Source organism: Halomonas sp. A11-A, from assembly GCF_003182195.1.
In the GTDB taxonomy this organism is placed as follows: domain Bacteria; phylum Pseudomonadota; class Gammaproteobacteria; order Pseudomonadales; family Halomonadaceae; genus Halomonas; species Halomonas alkalicola.
Genome location: NZ_QGTM01000009.1, coordinates 76,189 through 94,130, shown reverse-complemented (window position 1 = coordinate 94,130; position 17,942 = coordinate 76,189). Strand labels below are relative to the sequence as shown.

Annotated in this window: 17 protein-coding genes and 1 pseudogene; 5 read left to right on the top strand and 13 right to left on the bottom strand. The window is 65.6% G+C overall.

The features are described 5' to 3' along the window. The 6 genes from DER72_RS08710 to tnpA all read right to left on the bottom strand — a co-directional run. Positions 1-488: pyruvate kinase (locus DER72_RS08710; protein ID WP_258306252.1), on the bottom strand; the 488-nt coding region annotated here is incomplete at its 3' end. Then, positions 485-679: an MOFRL family protein gene (locus tag DER72_RS08705; protein WP_309064163.1), complete on the bottom strand. Its 195-nt coding sequence runs from the start codon at positions 677-679 to the stop codon at positions 485-487. The genes DER72_RS08705 and DER72_RS08710, both read right to left, overlap by 4 nt. A gap of 211 nt (positions 680-890) precedes the next feature. Further along, a complete protein-coding gene (locus DER72_RS08695) occupies positions 891-1,376 on the bottom strand; it encodes an ureidoglycolate lyase (protein WP_110069604.1) in 486 nt (161 codons plus the stop codon). 91 nt (positions 1,377-1,467) lie between these two features. After that, positions 1,468-2,301 (bottom strand): bifunctional allantoicase/(S)-ureidoglycine aminohydrolase, encoded by an 834-nt coding sequence (locus DER72_RS08690; protein ID WP_110069603.1) that lies wholly within the window; start codon positions 2,299-2,301, stop codon positions 1,468-1,470. 279 nt (positions 2,302-2,580) lie between these two features. Beyond that, complete coding sequence (gene puuE, locus DER72_RS08685) at positions 2,581-3,519, bottom strand: allantoinase PuuE (protein ID WP_110069602.1); 939 nt, start codon at positions 3,517-3,519, stop codon at positions 2,581-2,583. Positions 3,520-3,852: 333 nt separating this feature from the next. Next, positions 3,853-4,284: an IS200/IS605 family transposase gene (gene tnpA, locus DER72_RS08680; protein WP_110069601.1), complete on the bottom strand. Its 432-nt coding sequence runs from the start codon at positions 4,282-4,284 to the stop codon at positions 3,853-3,855. Between the two features lie 222 nt (positions 4,285-4,506). Here tnpA and DER72_RS08675 point away from each other — a divergent pair, with 222 nt between their 5' ends. Continuing rightward, entirely contained in the window at positions 4,507-5,253 is a 747-nt protein-coding gene (locus tag DER72_RS08675; protein WP_110069600.1) for an aspartate/glutamate racemase family protein, read from the top strand. Between the two features lie 66 nt (positions 5,254-5,319). Beyond that, positions 5,320-5,994, top strand: a pseudogene (locus DER72_RS08670) (cytosine permease); the annotation flags it as partial. 154 nt (positions 5,995-6,148) lie between these two features. On the opposite strand, the gene DER72_RS08665 reads toward DER72_RS08670, so the two are convergent. Then, entirely contained in the window at positions 6,149-6,913 is a 765-nt protein-coding gene (locus DER72_RS08665) for a FadR/GntR family transcriptional regulator (RefSeq protein ID WP_258306251.1), read from the bottom strand. Between the two features lie 168 nt (positions 6,914-7,081). On the opposite strand from DER72_RS08665, the gene DER72_RS08660 reads away from it, so the two are divergent. From DER72_RS08660 to DER72_RS08650, 3 genes are all read left to right on the top strand, one after another. Then, positions 7,082-7,966 carry a fumarylacetoacetate hydrolase family protein gene (locus DER72_RS08660; RefSeq protein WP_110069598.1) on the top strand — a complete coding sequence of 295 codons (885 nt, stop codon included), beginning with the start codon at positions 7,082-7,084 and terminating at the stop codon, positions 7,964-7,966. Positions 7,967-8,038: 72 nt separating this feature from the next. Continuing rightward, positions 8,039-9,130, top strand: coding sequence for a tripartite tricarboxylate transporter substrate binding protein (locus DER72_RS08655; RefSeq protein WP_258306250.1), 1,092 nt, complete (start codon positions 8,039-8,041; stop codon positions 9,128-9,130). Positions 9,131-9,198: 68 nt separating this feature from the next. Further along, a complete protein-coding gene (locus DER72_RS08650) occupies positions 9,199-11,157 on the top strand; it encodes a tripartite tricarboxylate transporter permease (RefSeq protein WP_110069597.1) in 1,959 nt (652 codons plus the stop codon). Positions 11,158-11,164: 7 nt separating this feature from the next. On the opposite strand, the gene DER72_RS08645 is transcribed toward DER72_RS08650, so the two are convergent. The 6 genes from DER72_RS08645 to DER72_RS08620 all read right to left on the bottom strand — a co-directional run bounded on the left by DER72_RS08645 (position 11,165) and on the right by DER72_RS08620 (position 17,876). Continuing rightward, a complete protein-coding gene (locus tag DER72_RS08645; protein WP_110069596.1) occupies positions 11,165-12,193 on the bottom strand; it encodes an ABC transporter ATP-binding protein in 1,029 nt (342 codons plus the stop codon). Then, positions 12,190-13,263 (bottom strand): ABC transporter ATP-binding protein, encoded by a 1,074-nt coding sequence (locus DER72_RS08640; protein WP_110069595.1) that lies wholly within the window; start codon positions 13,261-13,263, stop codon positions 12,190-12,192. Before DER72_RS08640 ends, DER72_RS08645 begins: the two co-directional genes overlap by 4 nt. A 26-nt stretch (positions 13,264-13,289) precedes the next feature. Further along, a complete protein-coding gene (locus DER72_RS08635) occupies positions 13,290-14,180 on the bottom strand; it encodes an ABC transporter permease (protein WP_110069594.1) in 891 nt (296 codons plus the stop codon). An 18-nt stretch (positions 14,181-14,198) separates the two neighbouring features. Then, complete coding sequence (locus DER72_RS08630) at positions 14,199-15,152, bottom strand: ABC transporter permease (protein ID WP_110069593.1); 954 nt, start codon at positions 15,150-15,152, stop codon at positions 14,199-14,201. 53 nt (positions 15,153-15,205) lie between these two features. Then, positions 15,206-16,753 (bottom strand): ABC transporter substrate-binding protein, encoded by a 1,548-nt coding sequence (locus tag DER72_RS08625; RefSeq protein WP_258306249.1) that lies wholly within the window; start codon positions 16,751-16,753, stop codon positions 15,206-15,208. A 388-nt stretch (positions 16,754-17,141) separates the two neighbouring features. Next, positions 17,142-17,876: a GntR family transcriptional regulator gene (locus DER72_RS08620; RefSeq protein WP_110069591.1), complete on the bottom strand. Its 735-nt coding sequence runs from the start codon at positions 17,874-17,876 to the stop codon at positions 17,142-17,144. Between the last annotated feature and the right edge of the window lie 66 nt (positions 17,877-17,942).

The following is a 17,942-nucleotide window of genomic DNA, read 5'->3' as shown; positions in this document are numbered from 1 at the left end:
CTGCCGCCCACCACCACGCGGGTGTGGACCTCGCGCCCCTCGACGGCGGTGACGTCGAGCACCACCCGGCCGTCGTCGAGCAGCAGGCGGTCGCCCGGGGCGACGTCGTCGATCAGCTGGCGGTAGTCGCAGCCGACCCGGGTGGCATCGCCGGCGTTGCCGTCGAGGGCCATGTCGAGCACGAAGGGGGCGCCCTCGGCGAGCTCGACGGCACCCTCGGCGAAGCGGGCGATGCGGATCTTGGGCCCCTGCAGGTCGCCGAGGGCGGCCACACTGCGGCCCAGGCGGTCGGCGATCTCGCGGACTCGCTCCAGGCGGCGGCGATGATCGTCGGCCGAGCCGTGGGAGAAGTTGAGGCGCACCACGTCGACGCCGGCGGCGATCATCGCCTCGAGCACGCCCTCGCGGTCGCTGGCCGGGCCCAGGGTGGCGACGATCTTGGTGCGGCGGATGGGGGCATGGATGGGGGCGTGGGGGGGAAGCGTCATGGTGTCCTCGGCAAGACCAGAATGGCACGAAAATCGTTGACATTGGTGCGCGTCGGCCCGGTCACGATCAGCCGGTCGAGCGCCTGGAAGAAAGTATACGCGTCATTGCGTGACAGGTAATCGCGCGCCTCGAGACGCAGCGCCTCGGCCCGGTGCCAGTCGTCGGGGCCGAACAGGGCACTGGCATTCAAACTGGCGCATTTGCCGCTCTTGCTGGCCGTCTAACATCAGTTCGTACTTGTAGGCTTGGAGGCGTTGCATGGCGATCCGGCCGCTGTAACTATATACAGCACTGTAGGACGCCTGCGGCGCCCGCGCTATCCTTCCCCGCCCTGAACGGCGGGGCTTGTCGCGCACTGGGTCAACCACTTGGTAATAGATTTCAGGCCAGATACGTGGCGATCAGAGGGTGATGCGCAGCGCCAATGGATGCTCGTCGCAGTTGCTCCCCTCGCCGCCGCGATCGACGACGAGAAACTCCCCTTCCCGCTCCAGCACCGACTGGATGGCGTGCCAGGTGCCGGCGCGGTAGTTGACCCCCTGGCGGCCGTCGGTGACGAAGGCGCGCACCTCGGCGGGATCGATGGTCTCGCCCGGCGGCGCCACGACCACCATGAACCTCTCCTCGTGCAGCGGCATAAAGGCCTGGCTGCCCAGCGGGTGGCGCTCCAGGAAATCGAGTTCCAGGGGGAGCGTCACCGGCTGGCTGACGAAGATGCTGATCAGCGTCCGCGCGCCCTCCCCCAGGGTCTCGACCCGCGCCAGATCGTGATAGCGCCGGGTGCGCCCGGCATTGATCGGAAACCAGTCCGCCGTGCGCGTATCGATGACGTCGCCGAAGGGGGCGAAGGCCTCGACCGTCAGCGGCTCGGCTTTCAATTCGAGCATGTTGTGCCCTCATTTTTAACTCGTCAGTCCGCCGGATCAGCCTCGAGCCCCGCCAACGTAGCTCGCGAGTCTCGGGCAGATGCCTGAATGCTCAGCGGCCACCCAGGCGCAGCTTGGGGTGGCGGTTGACGTCCTTGTAGAGCAGGTAGCGGAACGGCCCCGGGCCGCCGGCGTAGCAGGCCTGCGGGCAGAAGGCGCGCAGCCACATGAAGTCGCCCGCCTCTACCTCGACCCAGTCCTGGTTGAGATGGTAGACCGCCTTGCCCTCCAGCACGTAGAGGCCGTGCTCCATGACGTGGGTCTCGTCGAAGGGGATCACCGCCCCGGGCTGGAAGGTGACGATGTTAACGTGCATGTCGTGACGCACGTCACTCGGGTCGACGAAGCGGGTGGTGGCCCAGCGCCCCTCGGTGCCCGGCATGGGGTTGGGGTCGAGGTCGTTCTCGTTGGTGACGAAGGCCTCCGGCACCTCGATGCCCTCGACGCGCTCATAAGCCTTGCGCACCCAGTGGAAGCGCACCGGCGCCTCGGCTTCGTTTCTGACCTGCCAGTCGCTGCCCGGCGGGATGAAGGCGTAGCCGCCCGGCCCCATGGCGTGGCGCTCGCCGGCGAGTGTCAGGGTCATCTCGCCCTCCACCACGAAGAGCACCCCTTCGGCCTCGGGGTCGAGCTCGGGGCGCTCGCTGCCGCCGCCGGGGGCGACCTCCATGATGTACTGGGAGAAGGTCTCGGCGAAACCGGAGAGCGGGCGCGCCAGCACCCACAGCCGGGTGTCCTCCCAGAACGGCAGGTTGCTGGTGACGATATCGCCGAAGACGCCCTTGGGGATCACCGCATAGGCCTCGGTGAACACCGCTCGGTCGGAGAGCAGCTGGGTCTGGGGCGGATGACCGCCGGTGGGCGCATAGTAGGTACGTGGTTTCATGGGGTGTCCTGAAAGACTCTGGGCCTAAGCCCGGGTTTGTACGAGCGCCCCGCAAGAACCGGGGCGAGAGGCGCCGGGGATAGCTCTGAAGGGGGTCCTATGCCAGGGGTGAGAAGCACTGCTTCGAACGGGCTGGCCATGGATGGCCAGCGCTGGCCCTGCAAGCGGAGCAGGATGCGAGAGCGAAGCAGGGCATCGGTAGCGCCCTGGGAGGGTTCACAGCGCCCCCGAACAGAGCTGTCGCCGGATCAGCCTCAAGCAGTTCAGCGCAGAATGAGCTCAGCGCGTCGGTGCCGGATGGTGCTCCGCCCAGTGCCGCGCGATGTCCACCCGGCGCGCCACCCAGACCCGGTCGTGGGCCTCGATATGGTCGAGGAAGCGCTGCAGGGCGCGGAAGCGGCCCGGGCGCCCCAGCAGGCGGCAGTGCATGCCGATGGAGAGCATCTTGGGCGACTCCTCCCCCTCTGCATAGAGCACGTCGAAGGCGTCGCGCAGGTAGGTGAAGAAGTGGTCGGCGGTATTGAAACCCTGGGGCGCGGCGAAGCGCATATCGTTGCTGTCCAGGGTGTAGGGCACGATCAGGTGGTCGTGCTCGACCCCCTGGCTGTCGCGCTCGCGGGTCCAGAACGGCAGGTCGTCGCCGTAGTAGTCGCTATCGTAGAGGAAGCCGCCCTCGTCGAGTACCAGCCGGCGGGTGTTGGGGCTGTCACGGCCGGTATACCAGCCCAGCGGTTTCTCGCCGTAGAGCCGCTGGAAGATCGCCATCGCCTTCTGCAGATGCTCGCGCTCGACGTGCTCGGGCACCTCCTGGTAGTGGATCCAGCGATAGCCGTGGCAGGCGACCTCGTGGCCCAGCTCCTTGAAAGCGTGGGCCACCTCGGGGTGACGCTCCAGCGCCATGGCCACCCCAAAGACGGTAAGCGGCAGGCCGCGGCGCTCGAACTCGCGCAGGATCCGCCATACCCCCGCCCGGGAGCCGTACTCGTAGATCGACTCCATGCTCAGGTGGCGGTCCGGATAGGCCGCCGCCCCGATGATCTCGGAGAGAAACTGCTCGGAGCCTTCGTCCCCATGGAGCACGCAGTTCTCGCCACCCTCCTCGTAGTTGAGCACGAACTGCACGGCGATCTTCGCCCGGCCCGGCCAGTTGGCGTGGGGTGGCGTGCGGCCGTAGCCGATCAGGTCGCGGGGGTAGTCGGATGTGGGAACGTGCGTCATGGCGAAGCTTCCTGGTTGTTATCGGCCGTCGCGACGGCCCGAGAGCCGGAACGTGAACGAACGGGTTTATGTATACAAAGACAAGATATGCTGTGTCCATTTTATCTGCAAGCCCTCGTGCAGGGCAAAAACTGTATACAGTTGCACGTAGTAAAAGCCGACATTTTGGCCCGAAACGCCCGGCATAGACCAAGGTCTATTGCTAACTATCTTCTCGCCCCCCTCGCAAAATCACCAACTAACTGATAGTAAGTATCCCCCGGCAAAGCCGGGGGCTTTATATTGTTAGCCCCTCAAAGGGGCAAGAATCTGAGCCGCCTGAAGGCGGCTGCCTCACATTCCAAACTTGAGCTGATCATAATGCTCATCCGCCTTTTCCTGATTCCGGATATAGGCCCTTACCATTCCTTCATCAAGCCCTACTGTCGAGACGAAATAACCTCTCGCCCAGAAGCTTTCACCAGAGAAATTTCGCGATCTGCCCATGAAGTTTCTGGCTATAGATATCGCACTCTTCCCTTTGATGTAGCCAACCACATGTGACACCGAGTGCTTCGGAGGGATGCTGATACACATGTGAACGTGATCACGCATCAGGTGCCCCTCTACGATCTGGCACTCCTTCTGTCTTGCCAGCTCATGGAACACCTCACCAAGGTGTTTTCGGATACCACCAAAGATCACCTTCTTTCGCTTTTTGGGGATGAACACGACATGATACCTGCAGTTCCATGTTGTGTGAGCAAGACTCTGGTACTCTCTCATTGGGAACTTCCTATCTCTTGGCCGAGATTGGAGGTTCCCTTTGACCGCATCACACGGTCAAACCTCGGGTAGTCCCCCGGCAAAGCCGGGGGATTACCTTATTTATTTAATGGGATATATCGACCAGCGCCGCCCTGACAGCCGAGGGTTGCAGCTTGAACAAAAGAAAACTATTTTGTGTACAAAGACATTATTAGCCGTTCACAAGACAGGGCCCTTGCCATGCATATCCGCGTCATCAACCCCAATACCACCGCCGGCATGACGGCGACGATCGGCGACGCCGCCCGCCGCATCGCCGCGCCCGGCACCCGGGTCACCGCCACCCAGCCCGCCAGCGGGCCGGTCTCCATCGAGAGCCACTTCGACGAGGCGATCAGCGCCGTGGGCGTGCTGGACGAGGTGCTGGCGGGCGAGCAGGCGGAGGTCGACGCCTACGTGATCGCCTGTTTCGGGGACCCGGGGCTGCTGGCCGCACGGGAGCTCACGCGCGCCCCGGTGATCGGCATCGCCGAGGCGGCCTTCCACATGGCCACCCTGGTCAGCACCCGCTTCTCCATCGTCACCACCCTGGGCCGCACCGGCATCATCGCCGAGCACCTGCTGGAGCAGTACGGCTTCCGCCACCACTGCCGCCGGGTGCGCGCCGCGGAGATCCCGGTGCTGGACCTAGAGCAGAACGCCGATGCAGCGCTTGTCCGCATCATCGAGGAGTGCCGCCGCGCCCGCGACGAGGATGGCGTCGGCGCCATCGTGCTCGGCTGCGGCGGCATGGCCGACCTCACCGACACCATCAGCCGCGAGGTGGGCCTGCCGGTGGTCGAGGGCGTTACCGCCGCCGTGAAGCTGGCCGAGGCGCTGGTCGGCCTGGGGCTCGGCACCAGCAAGCACGGCGACCTGGCCTACCCGCGACCCAAGCCGATGCTCGGCCAGTTCGAGCGCTTCGCCCACCTGGCCCCGGCCCGCTGACCGGCCGCCCGCACCACCGGATAGTTCGCAGCACCCACGACAACAACAACCCGCTCCCCGGAACGCACCATGATGCTCAACGTCAGCGACTATTCGCGGGAGCACAAGCACGGTACCCGCCCCAGCATCCTGACCACCATCTATGCCATGTCGATCCTACCCTGCACCCTGTTCATGGGCCTGATCGGCTACATGGTCTCCGAGGCCACCGGCACCGCCGACCCCATCCAGGTGTTCGCCAACGCGGTGGACAACACCCCGCTGCTGATGACCACGCTGCTGTTCATCGCCTTCGCCCAGGTCACCACCAACGTGCTCAACAACGTGGTGCCGCCGACCTACGTGCTGATGGACGTGTTCAAGCTCAAGTTCGCCACCTCCACGGTGATCGTCGGCCTGCTGGCCTTCGCCACCTTCCCCTGGAAGCTGGTGCAGCCCGAATCCGCCGCCGGCCTGCAGCTCTTCGTGCAGACCTACTCCGCCTTCCTCGGCCCGATCTTCGCCATCCTGGTGGTGGACTACTACCTGATCCGCCGTCGTACGCTGGACCTCGGCAAGCTCTATGACGAGACCGGCCCCTATCAGGGCGTCAACTACGCCGCGCTCATCGCCACCCTGGTGGGCATCGCCGCCGCCCTCACCTTCTCCGCCGTCTCCTGGTACGCCAGCCTGATCCCGGCCGGCCTGACCTACTTCCTGCTGATGAAGCACTGGGCGCCCTGCCAGCGCTTCCGCCAGTGAAGCACCGGCAAGATAGCTGGCCGGCAAGGTAAGGGCCCACTACCAGAAAAACGTGGGATCGACAGGGCAAGCGGTCTCACGCTGGCCACAACGCAAGCCGCCGGACGCCTTGGGCGTCCGGCGGCTTGGTTATCCGGCATGTGCCGCGTCGATATCAGCGTCGGCCGAACAGGTTGCGCTGCACCTCCAGCAGGTGCTCTTCCAGCAAGCCCCTTGCCGTGTCTTCGTCGCGGTCGCGCAGCGCGGCCACGATGGCGCGATGCTGCATCTCGTAGCGCTCACGCCGCTCCGGCGTCAGCGAGATCCGCTTGAGCCGCCCCCACTCCCCTTCCTCGCGCACCACGTTGGTCAGCTCCAGGATACGCAGGAAGAAGTTGTTGTGCGTGGCTTCGGCAAAGGCCTGGTGCAGGGCGCCATCCCAGTGCTCGAACTCCTCGATGCTGGCGGCCGCCTCGGATCTCACCAGACACTCCTGCATGCGCTCGAAGTCGTCGGCCGTGGCGAAGCGCACGATGAGGGAAACCATCTGCGGCTCGATCAGCAGGCGGGCATCCATCAACTGGGCCGGGCTGACCTGCCCCGCCATGCCGCCCGACTCGACCATGCCAGTGGCTTTCGCCGCTGGGCCGAGCGGAGCGCCCCCTTCCGCCACGAAGGTACCGCTCCCCACCACCTGAGTGATCAAGCCCAGGGACTTGAAGTGACCCAGCACCCTACGTACCGCGCCGCGTGACGCGCCGAAGCGCTCGCTCAGTTCACGCTCGGTAGGCAAGCGGTGACCGGGGGAGAAACGCCCCCTGGCAATCTCCGCCTGGATGTATCGCGCCAGGGCTCGTGCGCCATCGGAGCGGATACCGCTCTCGGCCAGGGACTCCTGGAAATCGCTGTCATCGGCGGTACGCACTGGCCTATCGGTCACTTGGCTTCCTTTTCACATCAACCATTACGGGTCCAATCCCTGCTGAATCTAGTCTATTTGATACATCAAGGCAAAATTTCGGGCTGAATTAGTACTTGAAAGAGTACCAATAGCCTTCTAGGCTCGTTCATTGCAGAACCAAACCAGAACCAAGGAGAGCCAATTCACATGAAATTCGCCACTCTGCGGCCGGCGCCCGACCAGCCCACTCTCGTCGCCCTGATCGACGCCACGGGCCAGCGCTATTGGCCGCTCAGCTCGCTGATACCCGACTTTCAGGGCGACATGCAGCACCTGATTCGCAACTGGGCCGAGCTGGGCAACCGAATTGCACCCAAGGGTGATGGCGAGCCTCTCGATGCCGCACGCCTCGAAGCACCACTTCACCCCCATCGCAACATGTTCTGTATCGGCAAGAATTACTTCGAGCATGCCGCCGAGTTCAGCAACTCCGGTTATGACAGCAGCACCACCGCCGACGACGTGGTACCCAAGCACCCCATCGTCTTCACCAAGGCCTGGAACACCCTGATCGCCCATGGCGATGAGATTCCCCTCCACGCCGAGGTCACTGATCAGCTCGACTACGAAGCGGAGTTCGCCATCATCATCGGCAAGGGCGGCCGCCGCATCACGAAGGCCGAGGCTTACGATCACGTCTGGGGCTACACCATTGCCAACGACGTGACCGCCCGCGACTTGCAGCAACGACACAAGCAGTGGCATCTCGGCAAGTCGCTCGACGGCCTCTGTCCCATGGGGCCATGGATCGTCACCGCCGACGAAATGAACCGCTCGGATGCTACCATCAAGTGCTGGGTCAATGATGAACTACGCCAGTCCGCGCGCCTCGACCAGCTGATATTCGATGTACCAACACTCATCGAAACCCTCTCAGCGGGTATCACCCTCGAGCCGGGCGACGTGATCCTGACCGGTACCCCCGTGGGCGTCGGCATCGGCTTCACTCCCCCCAAATTCCTGCAAACCGGCGATGTCATACGCATCGAGGTCGAAGGCCTGGGCACACTGGAAAACCGGGTTGGCCGATAACCGATCGACGAGCGCGCCGATACCAGGTTCAACAATGCGCCTAGAGCGCCACAACAATACCAGGAGCACGCCATGATACTTTTTCCCCCACTCAAAACCCTTGCCGCCGCTGTGCTGGTTGCCACCAGCGGATTCGCCGTCAGTTCCGCCCAAGCGGAAGACTTTTATAGCGGCAAAACTCTCGAGGTGGTGGTGCCGTTCGGTGAAGGCGGCGCCACCTACGTCGCCGCCAAATTCCTTGAGCCCTTCCTCGAAAAACATCTACCGGGTAACCCACAGGTCAACGTGCGCACGCGCCCGGGCGGTGGCTCGATTCTCGGGGCCAACTGGTTCCAGCAGAATGCCGAGCCCGACGGCGAGACAATCCTATTTACCACCTCTTCCACTTCGAATCCCTACGTGCTGGGCATGGATGCGGTGGAGTACGACCTGGCGGCGATGCGCCCAGCTTACAGCCTGCCCTTCGGTGCCGTGATTTACGTTTCGCCGCGTACCGGCATCGAGAGCTCCGCCGACCTGCACTCCCCCGACACGACCTTAATCTATGGCGGCATTGCTGCTGCCGCCAGCGACTTACCCGTACTGCTCGCCTTCGAGCTGCTTGAACTCGATCTGCGTGCCGTACTTGGCTTTGATGGCCGTGGCCCTGCCCGCCTGGCCTTCGAGCGCGGCGAAACCAATATCGACTTCCAGTTCACCCCGGCCTACATGTCACAAGTGGTGGATATGGTTGAAGCGGGCTCAGCGGTGCCGATCATGTCCGCCGGCTCGGTGGGCGATGACGGCGTATTGAGCGCACGTGATCTAGCCTTCCCAGACTACCCCACGGTCTACGAGGTCTACGAAGAGCTTTATGGTGAGCCGCCTTCCGGTGTGGAATGGGATGCCTTCCAGGCTATCGGGGCCACCACCTTCAACTTCGGCCTCACCGCCTACCTGCCGGAGGGCACGCCGGACGAGGTCGTCGAGATCTTCGAGCAGACCATCGCCGCCATCAACGACGATCCCGACTACCAGGAGCAGAGCCAGGACGCCATCGGCGGCTATGACCTGCTGCCGGCTTCGGCGGTCACCGACTCGTTGAGCGAGGCCCTGCAGCCCTCCGACGAGGTGCGCGACTACCTGCGCACCCTGCTCAGCGAGAAGTACGACGTCGAGCTGTAGGCTCGCAACCGATACGGCCGGCCTCTCGGGGCTGGCCGTACTCGACGCTCCCGCATAGGAATCGCAACGTGCTCGAGAATATCGTTTCGGCCCTGGACATCCTGTTCCAGCCCGCACGGCTGCTGGCGCTCTTCGCCGGCATGCTGGCAGGGATGGTGTTCGGCATGCTGCCGGGGCTGGGTGGTGTGGCCGCCGTGTCCATCCTGCTGCCGTTCATCTACCTGATGGACGGCTATGCCGGCCTGGCCATGCTGCTCGGTGCCATCTCGGTGATCTATACCTCGGACACCATCACCTCGGTGCTGCTCGGCGCACCCGGCTCCCCGGCCTCGGCGCCCACCGCCATCGAGGGCCACGCCTTGGCCAAGCAGGGCAAGGCGTCGCTGGCGCTGGGGGTCGGCTTCCTCGCCTCCATGGTGGGCGGGCTGTTCGGCGCGCTGATTCTCTCCGTCGCCATCCCCATTGCCGGCCCACTGGTGCTGGCCCTGGGCACGCCGGAGCTGTTTATGTTCGCCCTGGTGGGGCTGTGCTTCGCCGCCAGCATGGTCGGCAGGGATATCGCCCTGGGGCTGGCTGCCGCCTGTTTCGGCATTCTGCTGGGCGTGGTCGGCGCCGCACCGGCCGCCGCCAACTACCGCTTCATCTTCGGCCAGTCCTATCTCATGGACGGCCTGTCGCTACCCATCGTGGCACTGGGACTGTTCGCCGTGGCCGAACTGATCAGCATGGTCGCCACGGGCGGCGGCATCGCCGGCAAGCCGATGGCCCTGGGCAAGTGGGGCGAGAGCTTTCGCGAATTCTGGCGCAGCCGGTGGCTGATCTGCCGTGCTTCGGTGATCGGGATCTTCGGCGGTTTCGTCCCGGCGGTGGGTGCCAGCGCCTCCACCTGGATCGCCTACGGCCACGCCATGAGCACCACCAAGGACAAGCGTCGCTTCGGCAAGGGCGAGATCCGCGGCGTGGCCAGCGCCGAGGGGGCCAACAACGCCACGGTGATCTCCGATCTCGTGCCCACCATGCTGTTCAGCGTGCCGGGCGGCCCCGCCGCGGCCATCTTCCTCGGCGCGCTGTTCTCCTTCGGCTTTTACCCCGGCCCGCGCATGGTCAGCGAATCGCCGGACTTGATGTATATGATCGTGTGGAGCGTAGCGCTGGCCTCAGTCATGGGCGCCGCCATCTGCTTCGCCGTGACCCCCTACATCGCCCGCCTGACCCGGGTAAATTTCGCCCTGATCGCCGCGCCGCTGCTGCTGATCATGGTGGCCGGCGCCTACCAGGGCACCCAGACCTTCGGCGACATCCTCGCCCTGCTGGTGCTCGGCATTGTCGGCTGGCTGATGAAGAATGCCGGCATTCCCCGGGCGCCGGTGCTGGTCGGCTTCGTGCTGGCCACGCCCATGGAGCAGTACTTCTGGCTGACCACCCAGATCCACGGCTTCACCTGGCTGACTCGCCCCGGCGTATTGATCATCGCCTCGCTGATCGCCATTCCCCTGGTGCTGAACGCGGTGCGCTGGCTGCGTCGGCGTCGCACCGCCGTGCCCCAGACGGAGACCGCCGTACCCGGCGAGGAGCCACCGGGCCACGACAGCGGCATCGTGGTGTTCACCGCACTGCTGATGGTGGCGGCCTTCGGCTATGCACTGGTGGAGATGCTGGGCTTTCGCCCCAACGCCCGGCTGATGCCGAGCCTGGGCATCGTGCCCGGCCTGCTGCTGAGCCTCTACGTACTGGGGCGCCAGCTGTTCCGCCTTCATCGTCAGGGGCGCGTTGCCAACCTGGCCAGCCGCCGCGAACTGCCCATCCTGGGCGGCATCCTGAGCTATGGCCTGGCCATGTGGCTGATCGGCTTCAACCTGGCCACGCCGCTGCTGCTGGGCTGGCTGCTGCTCGGCTGCGCGCGGATGCGCTGGCACACCGCCCTGCTCTACGGGATGGCGGTGTACGCCGTCGCCCAGGGCATGTTCACGCTGATGCGCCTGACGCCACCGCGAGGCACGCTGCTGGACCTGCCCATGCCGTGGTGACGAGCCGTCAGCTCGCCGTCTCCCCGAGCCGCCAGCAGGCCGCCCGGTGGCCGTCGCCCAGCTCGCTCATGCCGGGCAGGGCCTGGGTGCATGTCGCGTCGGCATGGGGGCAGCGTGGGGCGAAGGCACAGCCGGGTGGCGGCGCCGACATGTCCGGTGGCGCCCCGGGAATGGCACTGAGACGCTGCCCGCGCAGCTCGCCGGAGGCACGCGAGTGCATCAGCCCCAGGGTATAGGGATGGCGTGGCTGGGCGATGACGGTATCCACGGCCCCGGTTTCCACCAGCCGTCCGGCGTACATCACGGCGATGCGATCCGATATCTCGTTGGCCACGCCCATGTCGTGGGTCACGAAGATCACCGACATGCCCAGCTCCCGCTGCAGCTCCCGAAGCAGCAGCAGGATCTGGATCTGTACCGTGGCATCCAGCGCGGTGGTCGGCTCGTCGGCCAGCAGCAGCTTGGGCCGGCACGACAGGGCCAGGGCGATCATCGCCCGCTGGCTCATGCCGCCGGAGAGTTCGTGAGGGTAGTTGGCGAGCCGCCGCTTGGCCGAGGGAATGCGCACCCGGTCGAACAGCTCCAGGGCACGCGCCAATCCCTCGCGCCGGCTCACGCCTTCATGACGACACACGGTTTCGGCGATCTGATCGCCCACAGTGAACACCGGGTCGAACGCCAGCATCGGCTCCTGGAAGATCATCGCCGCCGTGCGACCGCGAAAGCGGGACAGCTCACGCCGCGACATGGCCAGCACGTCCTGACCGTCGACGCGAACGCTCCCCGTCAGGCGCGTCTTGCGCTCCGGCAGCAGGCGCATGAGGCTGCGCAGGGTAACGCTCTTGCCCGAGCCGCTCTCGCCCAGAATGGTCAGCACTTCGCCGCGGGCCAGGGTCAGGTCGACCCCGTTGACCGCCTGCACCTGACGCCGAGGCGTGCCGAAGTGCACGTGCAGATCGCGAATCTCGACCATGGGATCGGCGGATGCCGTCAACGGCGTCTGAACGGCCGTTCGGGTCATGACATCGGATTTCATCGAACGCTCTCCTCGACGCTGGGCTGCGGGTTCGATACCGCGGCTTGCACCTCGTCGGCCCGGTGACAAGCCGACAGGTGTCCGCCGCCCGGCAGCGCCGCAAGCTCGGGCTCGGTGCCACGGCAGAGATCCACGGCCAGGGGGCAGCGCGGGCAGAACCGGCAGCCCGGCGGCAGGTCGATGGGGTTGGGTGGGTCGCCGGCCAGCGGCGCCGTCTGGGTGCGCCGCCCCGGTTCCAGCGACGGCATGGCCGACATCAACGCCCGGGTGTAGGGGTGGGCCGGGGCGCGGTAGAGCGCCTCGCTGTCGCCCACCTCGGCCACCTTGCCCAGGTACATCACCATGACCCGGTCGCTGATGTAGCGCACCACGTTGAGATCGTGGGAGATGAACAGGTAGGTCAGCCCGTACTCCTGCTTGAGATCGCCGAGCAGATTGAGCACCTGGGCTTCCACCGACTTGTCCAGCGCCGATACCGCCTCGTCGAGAATCAGCAGGCGCGGCTCGAGCGCCAGCGCCCGGGCAATGTTGATCCGCTGGCGCTGGCCGCCGGAGAGTTCGTGGGGATAACGCTGTGCGAAGCGCTCCGGCAGCAGCCCGACCTGATCGAGCAGCCGCCGGGCGCGCTGACGCGCCTCGCGCCGCCCGACGCCGTGCACCTGCGGGCCGAAGGCGATCGACTCCTCGATGGTCATGCGTGGGTTGAGCGAGGCGTAGGAATTCTGGAACACCATCTGCATCTGGCGGCGCATCTCGCGCAGCGACAGGCCGCCCCGCGTGCCGACCGGGTCGCCGTCGAAGATCACCTCTCCGCCATCGGGCTGCAGCAGGTGCATCAGCAGGCGCGCAGTGGTCGACTTGCCACAGCCCGATTCGCCGACGATGCCGAGGGTCTCGCCCTTGCGCACCTCGAAGTCGATGCCGTCCACCGCATGCACGCGGCTCAGTGGCCGCCCCAGCAGGTCACGCTTGATCACGAAGTGCTTGCGCAGCCCCTTGACCCGCAACAGCGGCTGGGCCTTGCCGCCGCGGTCACGGGGATCGCTCGTCGCCATCGGCGTGGCATTCATGCTGTCTTCCTTCCGGGCTTGATGACTCATAGCTTAACGTCCATGGCGGAGCGCAGCCCGTCGCTGAGCATGTTGAAGCAGATCGACACGGTGAAGATCATCATGCCGGGCAGCACCGACACCCACGGATTGACGTAGATCGCATCGCGCATGGTGTTGAGCATCAGCCCCCACTCCGGCATCGGCGGACGCGCCCCGAGGCCGAGGAAGGAGAGCCCCGAGGCAAGGATCATGCTGACGCTGATCAGCGAGGTCGCATAGACGAAGATCGGCCCCAGCACGTTGCCCAGCACGTGACGCCGAATGATGGTCAGACTGCGTGCGCCGCTGGCCCGCGCCGCTTCGATGTAGTCGACGCTGCGCACCTGGGTGGTCACGCTCTCGGCGACCCGGGCGATGGGCGGGATGAACACCACCGTGAGCGAGAACAGCGAGTTGACCAGCCCGGCCCCCAGGGCGCCGGCCAGGGCGATGGCCAGCAGCACGGCGGGAAAGGCGTAGAACACGTCGATCACGCGCATGATCACGGTATTGGTGCGCCCGCCGACGAAGCCGGCGACGATGCCGATGGCGCTGCCGATGACGAAGGCATTGATCACCGGCATCACGCCGATCAGCAACGATAGCCGCGCACCGTGGATCAAGCGCGACAGCACGTCGCGCCCCAGCTCGTCGCTGCCCAATGGGAATCCCGGCGAGCCGATGGGCTGAAGGCGGTGCAGCATGCTGGTGCTGTAAGGACTCTGCGGCGCCAGCCAGGGCGCGAAGATCGCCATCAGCACGATGGCCAGCAGGATCAGGCCGGCGACCATGGCCACCGGGTCGCGCCGCAAGCGGGCGAATACGCTGCGCCAGTAGCCAGGCTCCGCGGGGGGTGCCGCCATGGGCGACACGGCGGTATCGAGAGTGAGCGACATGGGCGTGTCTCCTTGCGATCAGCTGCGCTGAATACGCGGGTCCAGCCTGGCCTGGGCCAGATCGACGATGAGGTTGAGCAGCACGAAGAACAGCGCCAGCACCAGGATGGTCCCCTGCAGGATCGGCAGGTCGCGCTGGAAGATGGCGTTGTTGAGCAGAAGCCCCGTACCCGGCCAGGAGAACACCGTCTCCACCAGGATCGAGCCGCCCAGCAGGTAGCCCAGTTGCAGCCCCATCACCGCCAGCGCCGTGGGCGCCACGTTCTTGACCACGTGCAGGAACACGCGCTTCTCGGCCAGCCCCTTGGCCCGCAGCGCCTCGACGAATTCATGGGCCAGGATCTCGGCCACCATGGCGCGCACGGTGCGGGTCACCACCCCCATGGGGATCACCGACAGGGTTACGGCCGGCAGGATCAAGTGGCGCAGGTAGGCCCACTCGAAGGCCCAGTCGTTCGAGCTTCCCGGCCCCGCACCGGAGGAGGGCAGCCAGTTGAGCTCCACCGAGAACACGATCACCAGCAGCATGCCCAGCCAGTAATGGGGCACGCTGACCCCACCCACGGCGAAGCCGGTGACGAGGCGGTCGAGCAGCGAACCCTGCCAGTAGCCGGCCAACAGGCCGAAGGTGCAGCCCAGGGTGAAGCCGATCAGTGAGGCCGCCAGGGCCAGCAGCAGGGTGTTCTTGAGCGCGGCGAATACCTCCGTGGTCACCGCCCGCCCGTTGGCCGCCGACAGCCCCAGGTCGCCCTGCAGCGCACGGCTCACCCACAGGGCGAACTGCTCGGGCAGCGGGCGATCGAAGCCGTAGGCGCGCTCCACCATGGCCACCACCTCACGCGGGGCATCGGCCGACACCACCGCATCCATGGGGTCGCCGGGCGAAAGGTGCACCAGCGAGAAGCAGAAGAAGCTTACCGCCAGGGCGATCGGCACCACATAGAGAATGCGCTTGAGGAAATAGGTACTCATCTTGCCTCCAGGCCGGCGGCGGCAGGCACACCCTCACCTGCCGCCGCTACGACTCACTCCTCGATGTAGACCGGGGTCAGGTCCTGGAACCAGTTCTTGGCCTGGACGAAGCCCTTGACCCGCGGCTGCATGGCGCGGGGCCCCACGTCATGGGCCACCCACAGCCAGGCGGCGTCGTCAACCATGCGGGCGTGGAACTCGGCCAGGATGGCGTCCTGTGCCTCCTGATCGAAGGTCACCCGTGCCTCATCGAGCAGGCGGTCGTACTCGGGGTCGTCCATGTAGCCCCAGTTGAAGCCGTTGGGCGGCGCCATGCTCGAATGCATGAAGCGATAGAAGGCGGCGAACGGATCGAGCCAGCCGAAGGAGATGTTGGTGGCATGGGCGCCGCGACTGCTTGGGTCTTCCGCGCCGCGCCGCCAGTTGGGGAACAGCGACTCCCAGTCGAGCACCTCGAAGTCGAGGGCGATGCCGACCTCGGCCAGGTTCTGCTGGATGTACTCGTTCATGGCCAGGGGCTGCATCTGACCGGAGCCGGAGGTGGAGATCAGCACCTTCACCTCTACGGGGTTGTCCGGGCCGTAGCCGCTCTCCGCCAGCAGGCGCATGGCCTCTTCCGGGTCGTAGCGGGTCTCGAACTCGGGCTCGCCGTACCAGGGGTGATCCGGCGTGACGATACCCGCCGCGGGCACCATCAGGCCGCCCAGCAGGACTTCGAGCCCCTCACGGTCAACCGCCAGATTGGCCGCCTTGCGCACGTTGATGTCACGCCACGGGCTGCCCTCGAGCATGGAGAACTGATAGGGCCAGGTGTGCGGATAGGGGTTGCTGGTGATGCTCATGCCCCGAGACTCCATGCGCGGAATCGCGTCGGGTGCCGGCGTCTCGATCCAGTCCACCTGGTCCGACAGCAGCGCCGAGGTGCGGGTGCTCGACTCGGGCATGGGGATCAGCTCGACGCGCTCGATACGCGGGACTCGGTCGGCATCCCAATAATCGGCGTTGGGCTCGAGCACGGCCCGCTCCCGCGGTACCAGACGCGTCAACCGGAACGGCCCGGTGCCGGAAGGCTCGCGGGCGAAGGCATCCCAGTCGCCGCCGAGCGCCTCCCACTGCGCCGGGCTCGAGAACAGCAGGAAAGTGAGCTGATACGGGAACCAGGCGTCCGGCTCCCGCGTGGTGAAGCGGATGGTATGATCGTCGACCTTCTCGTACTGGTCCATGGCCGGGATGCGGCCGCGCACGTTACCCGCCTGACGGGCGTCGAACTGCGGCGACTCCTCGTCGTAGACCTTGTCGAGGTTCCAGATGGCGGCGTCGGCATTCCACTCACTGCCATCATGGAAACTCACGCCCTGGCGCAGGGTGAAGGTCCACACCCGGGTGTCCTCCTCGTCGACCTCCCAGGATTCGGCCAGGCCGGGAGTCAAGCCACTGACCTCGTCGGCCGAGGACAGGTCCCAGTTGATCAGCGCGTCATAGACCGTATAGCCCAGGAAGCGATAGCCCTCGAAGCCGCTGTCGGGCTGGCCGGTGGTCAACGGAATGTCCGAGGCGGTCATGGCGATGCGCAGCACCTGACCGTCGGCCATAACCGGCATGGAGAGTACCGTCAGACTGACGGTGACCGCTGCCGCACGGCGAGCCTGGCACAGGGCTGCTGCGATTTTTTTGTATACCATTTTTCACGCTCCCCCTCTTCTTGGTCGAAATGCCGGCATCGTCGATGCACAGCTCCTCTTGACTAATGCAATTACGAGGCCAAAGGGAGAGATATCCGAGCAAGAATACGGTGGAGCGCGAAAACCAAAAATACAAGTTACTGAAATTTAGTATACAAACATGGAGCTAAAAATTTTCCGATCGTTGGGGAGGACACGGAAAAACACCGTGCTGTGATCAAGTACGGTGCTGACAGGCAAGGAATGAGGGCATAGGGACGCACCGAGTCGGTGCGAACAAAATGGCGAGACGCACCGGCAGCGTGCATCAAAGATTGAAGATCTGGTGCAGGTCGGGTGCCTCCTGCTCCTCCTCGACGATCGACAGCGACGCCTCGATGGCCTTGAGGTGGCGGCTCATAAAGGCCGCGGCGCGCTCGCCGTTGCCGGCCTCCAGGTAGCCAATCAGGTCCTCGTGGTCATGGGACTCGCAGCCCAGGTGCCCGGGGTTGCCGTAGACGGCGAGGATCAGCGAGGAGCGCGAACAGAGCCGGCCGACGAATTCGGCCAGGGTGGCATTGCCGGAGAGCTGGGCCAGGCGCTCGTGGAAGGCCGCCGAGAGCTTGATGGCGGTGCTCTGCTCGCCGGCGCGCAGCGCCTTGCGCTCGCGGCGCGCCATGTCGCGCAGCTCGCTCGCCTCCTCGGCGGTGATGCGCCGGGCCACCTCGGGCATCAGGCCGCACTCGATCATCTGGCGGGCATCGAAGACGTCCTTGGCCTCGTCGGCGGTGGGGCGCGTGACGCTGGCCCCGCGGCGGGGTGTCAGGGTGACCAGCTGCTCCAGGGCCAGGCGCTGGAGAATCTTGCGGATACCGGTGCGGCTGACGCCGAACACCTCGGAGAGCGCATCCTCGCGTAGGCGGGCACCGGGCTTGAGACGATGCTCGACGATCGCATCGCTAATCGACCGGTAGATGGCCTCGTGGCGCTCGGCACCGTCACCGTCCTTGCCACGGCGCGGGGAAGACGGCCGGTGTGCGGGCTCGGGCTGGCGCTGACTCATGCGGGCATACCTCCCCTGCCTTCACTGATGGCGTTCATTGTATACGCCGAATGACCCCTTAGACGA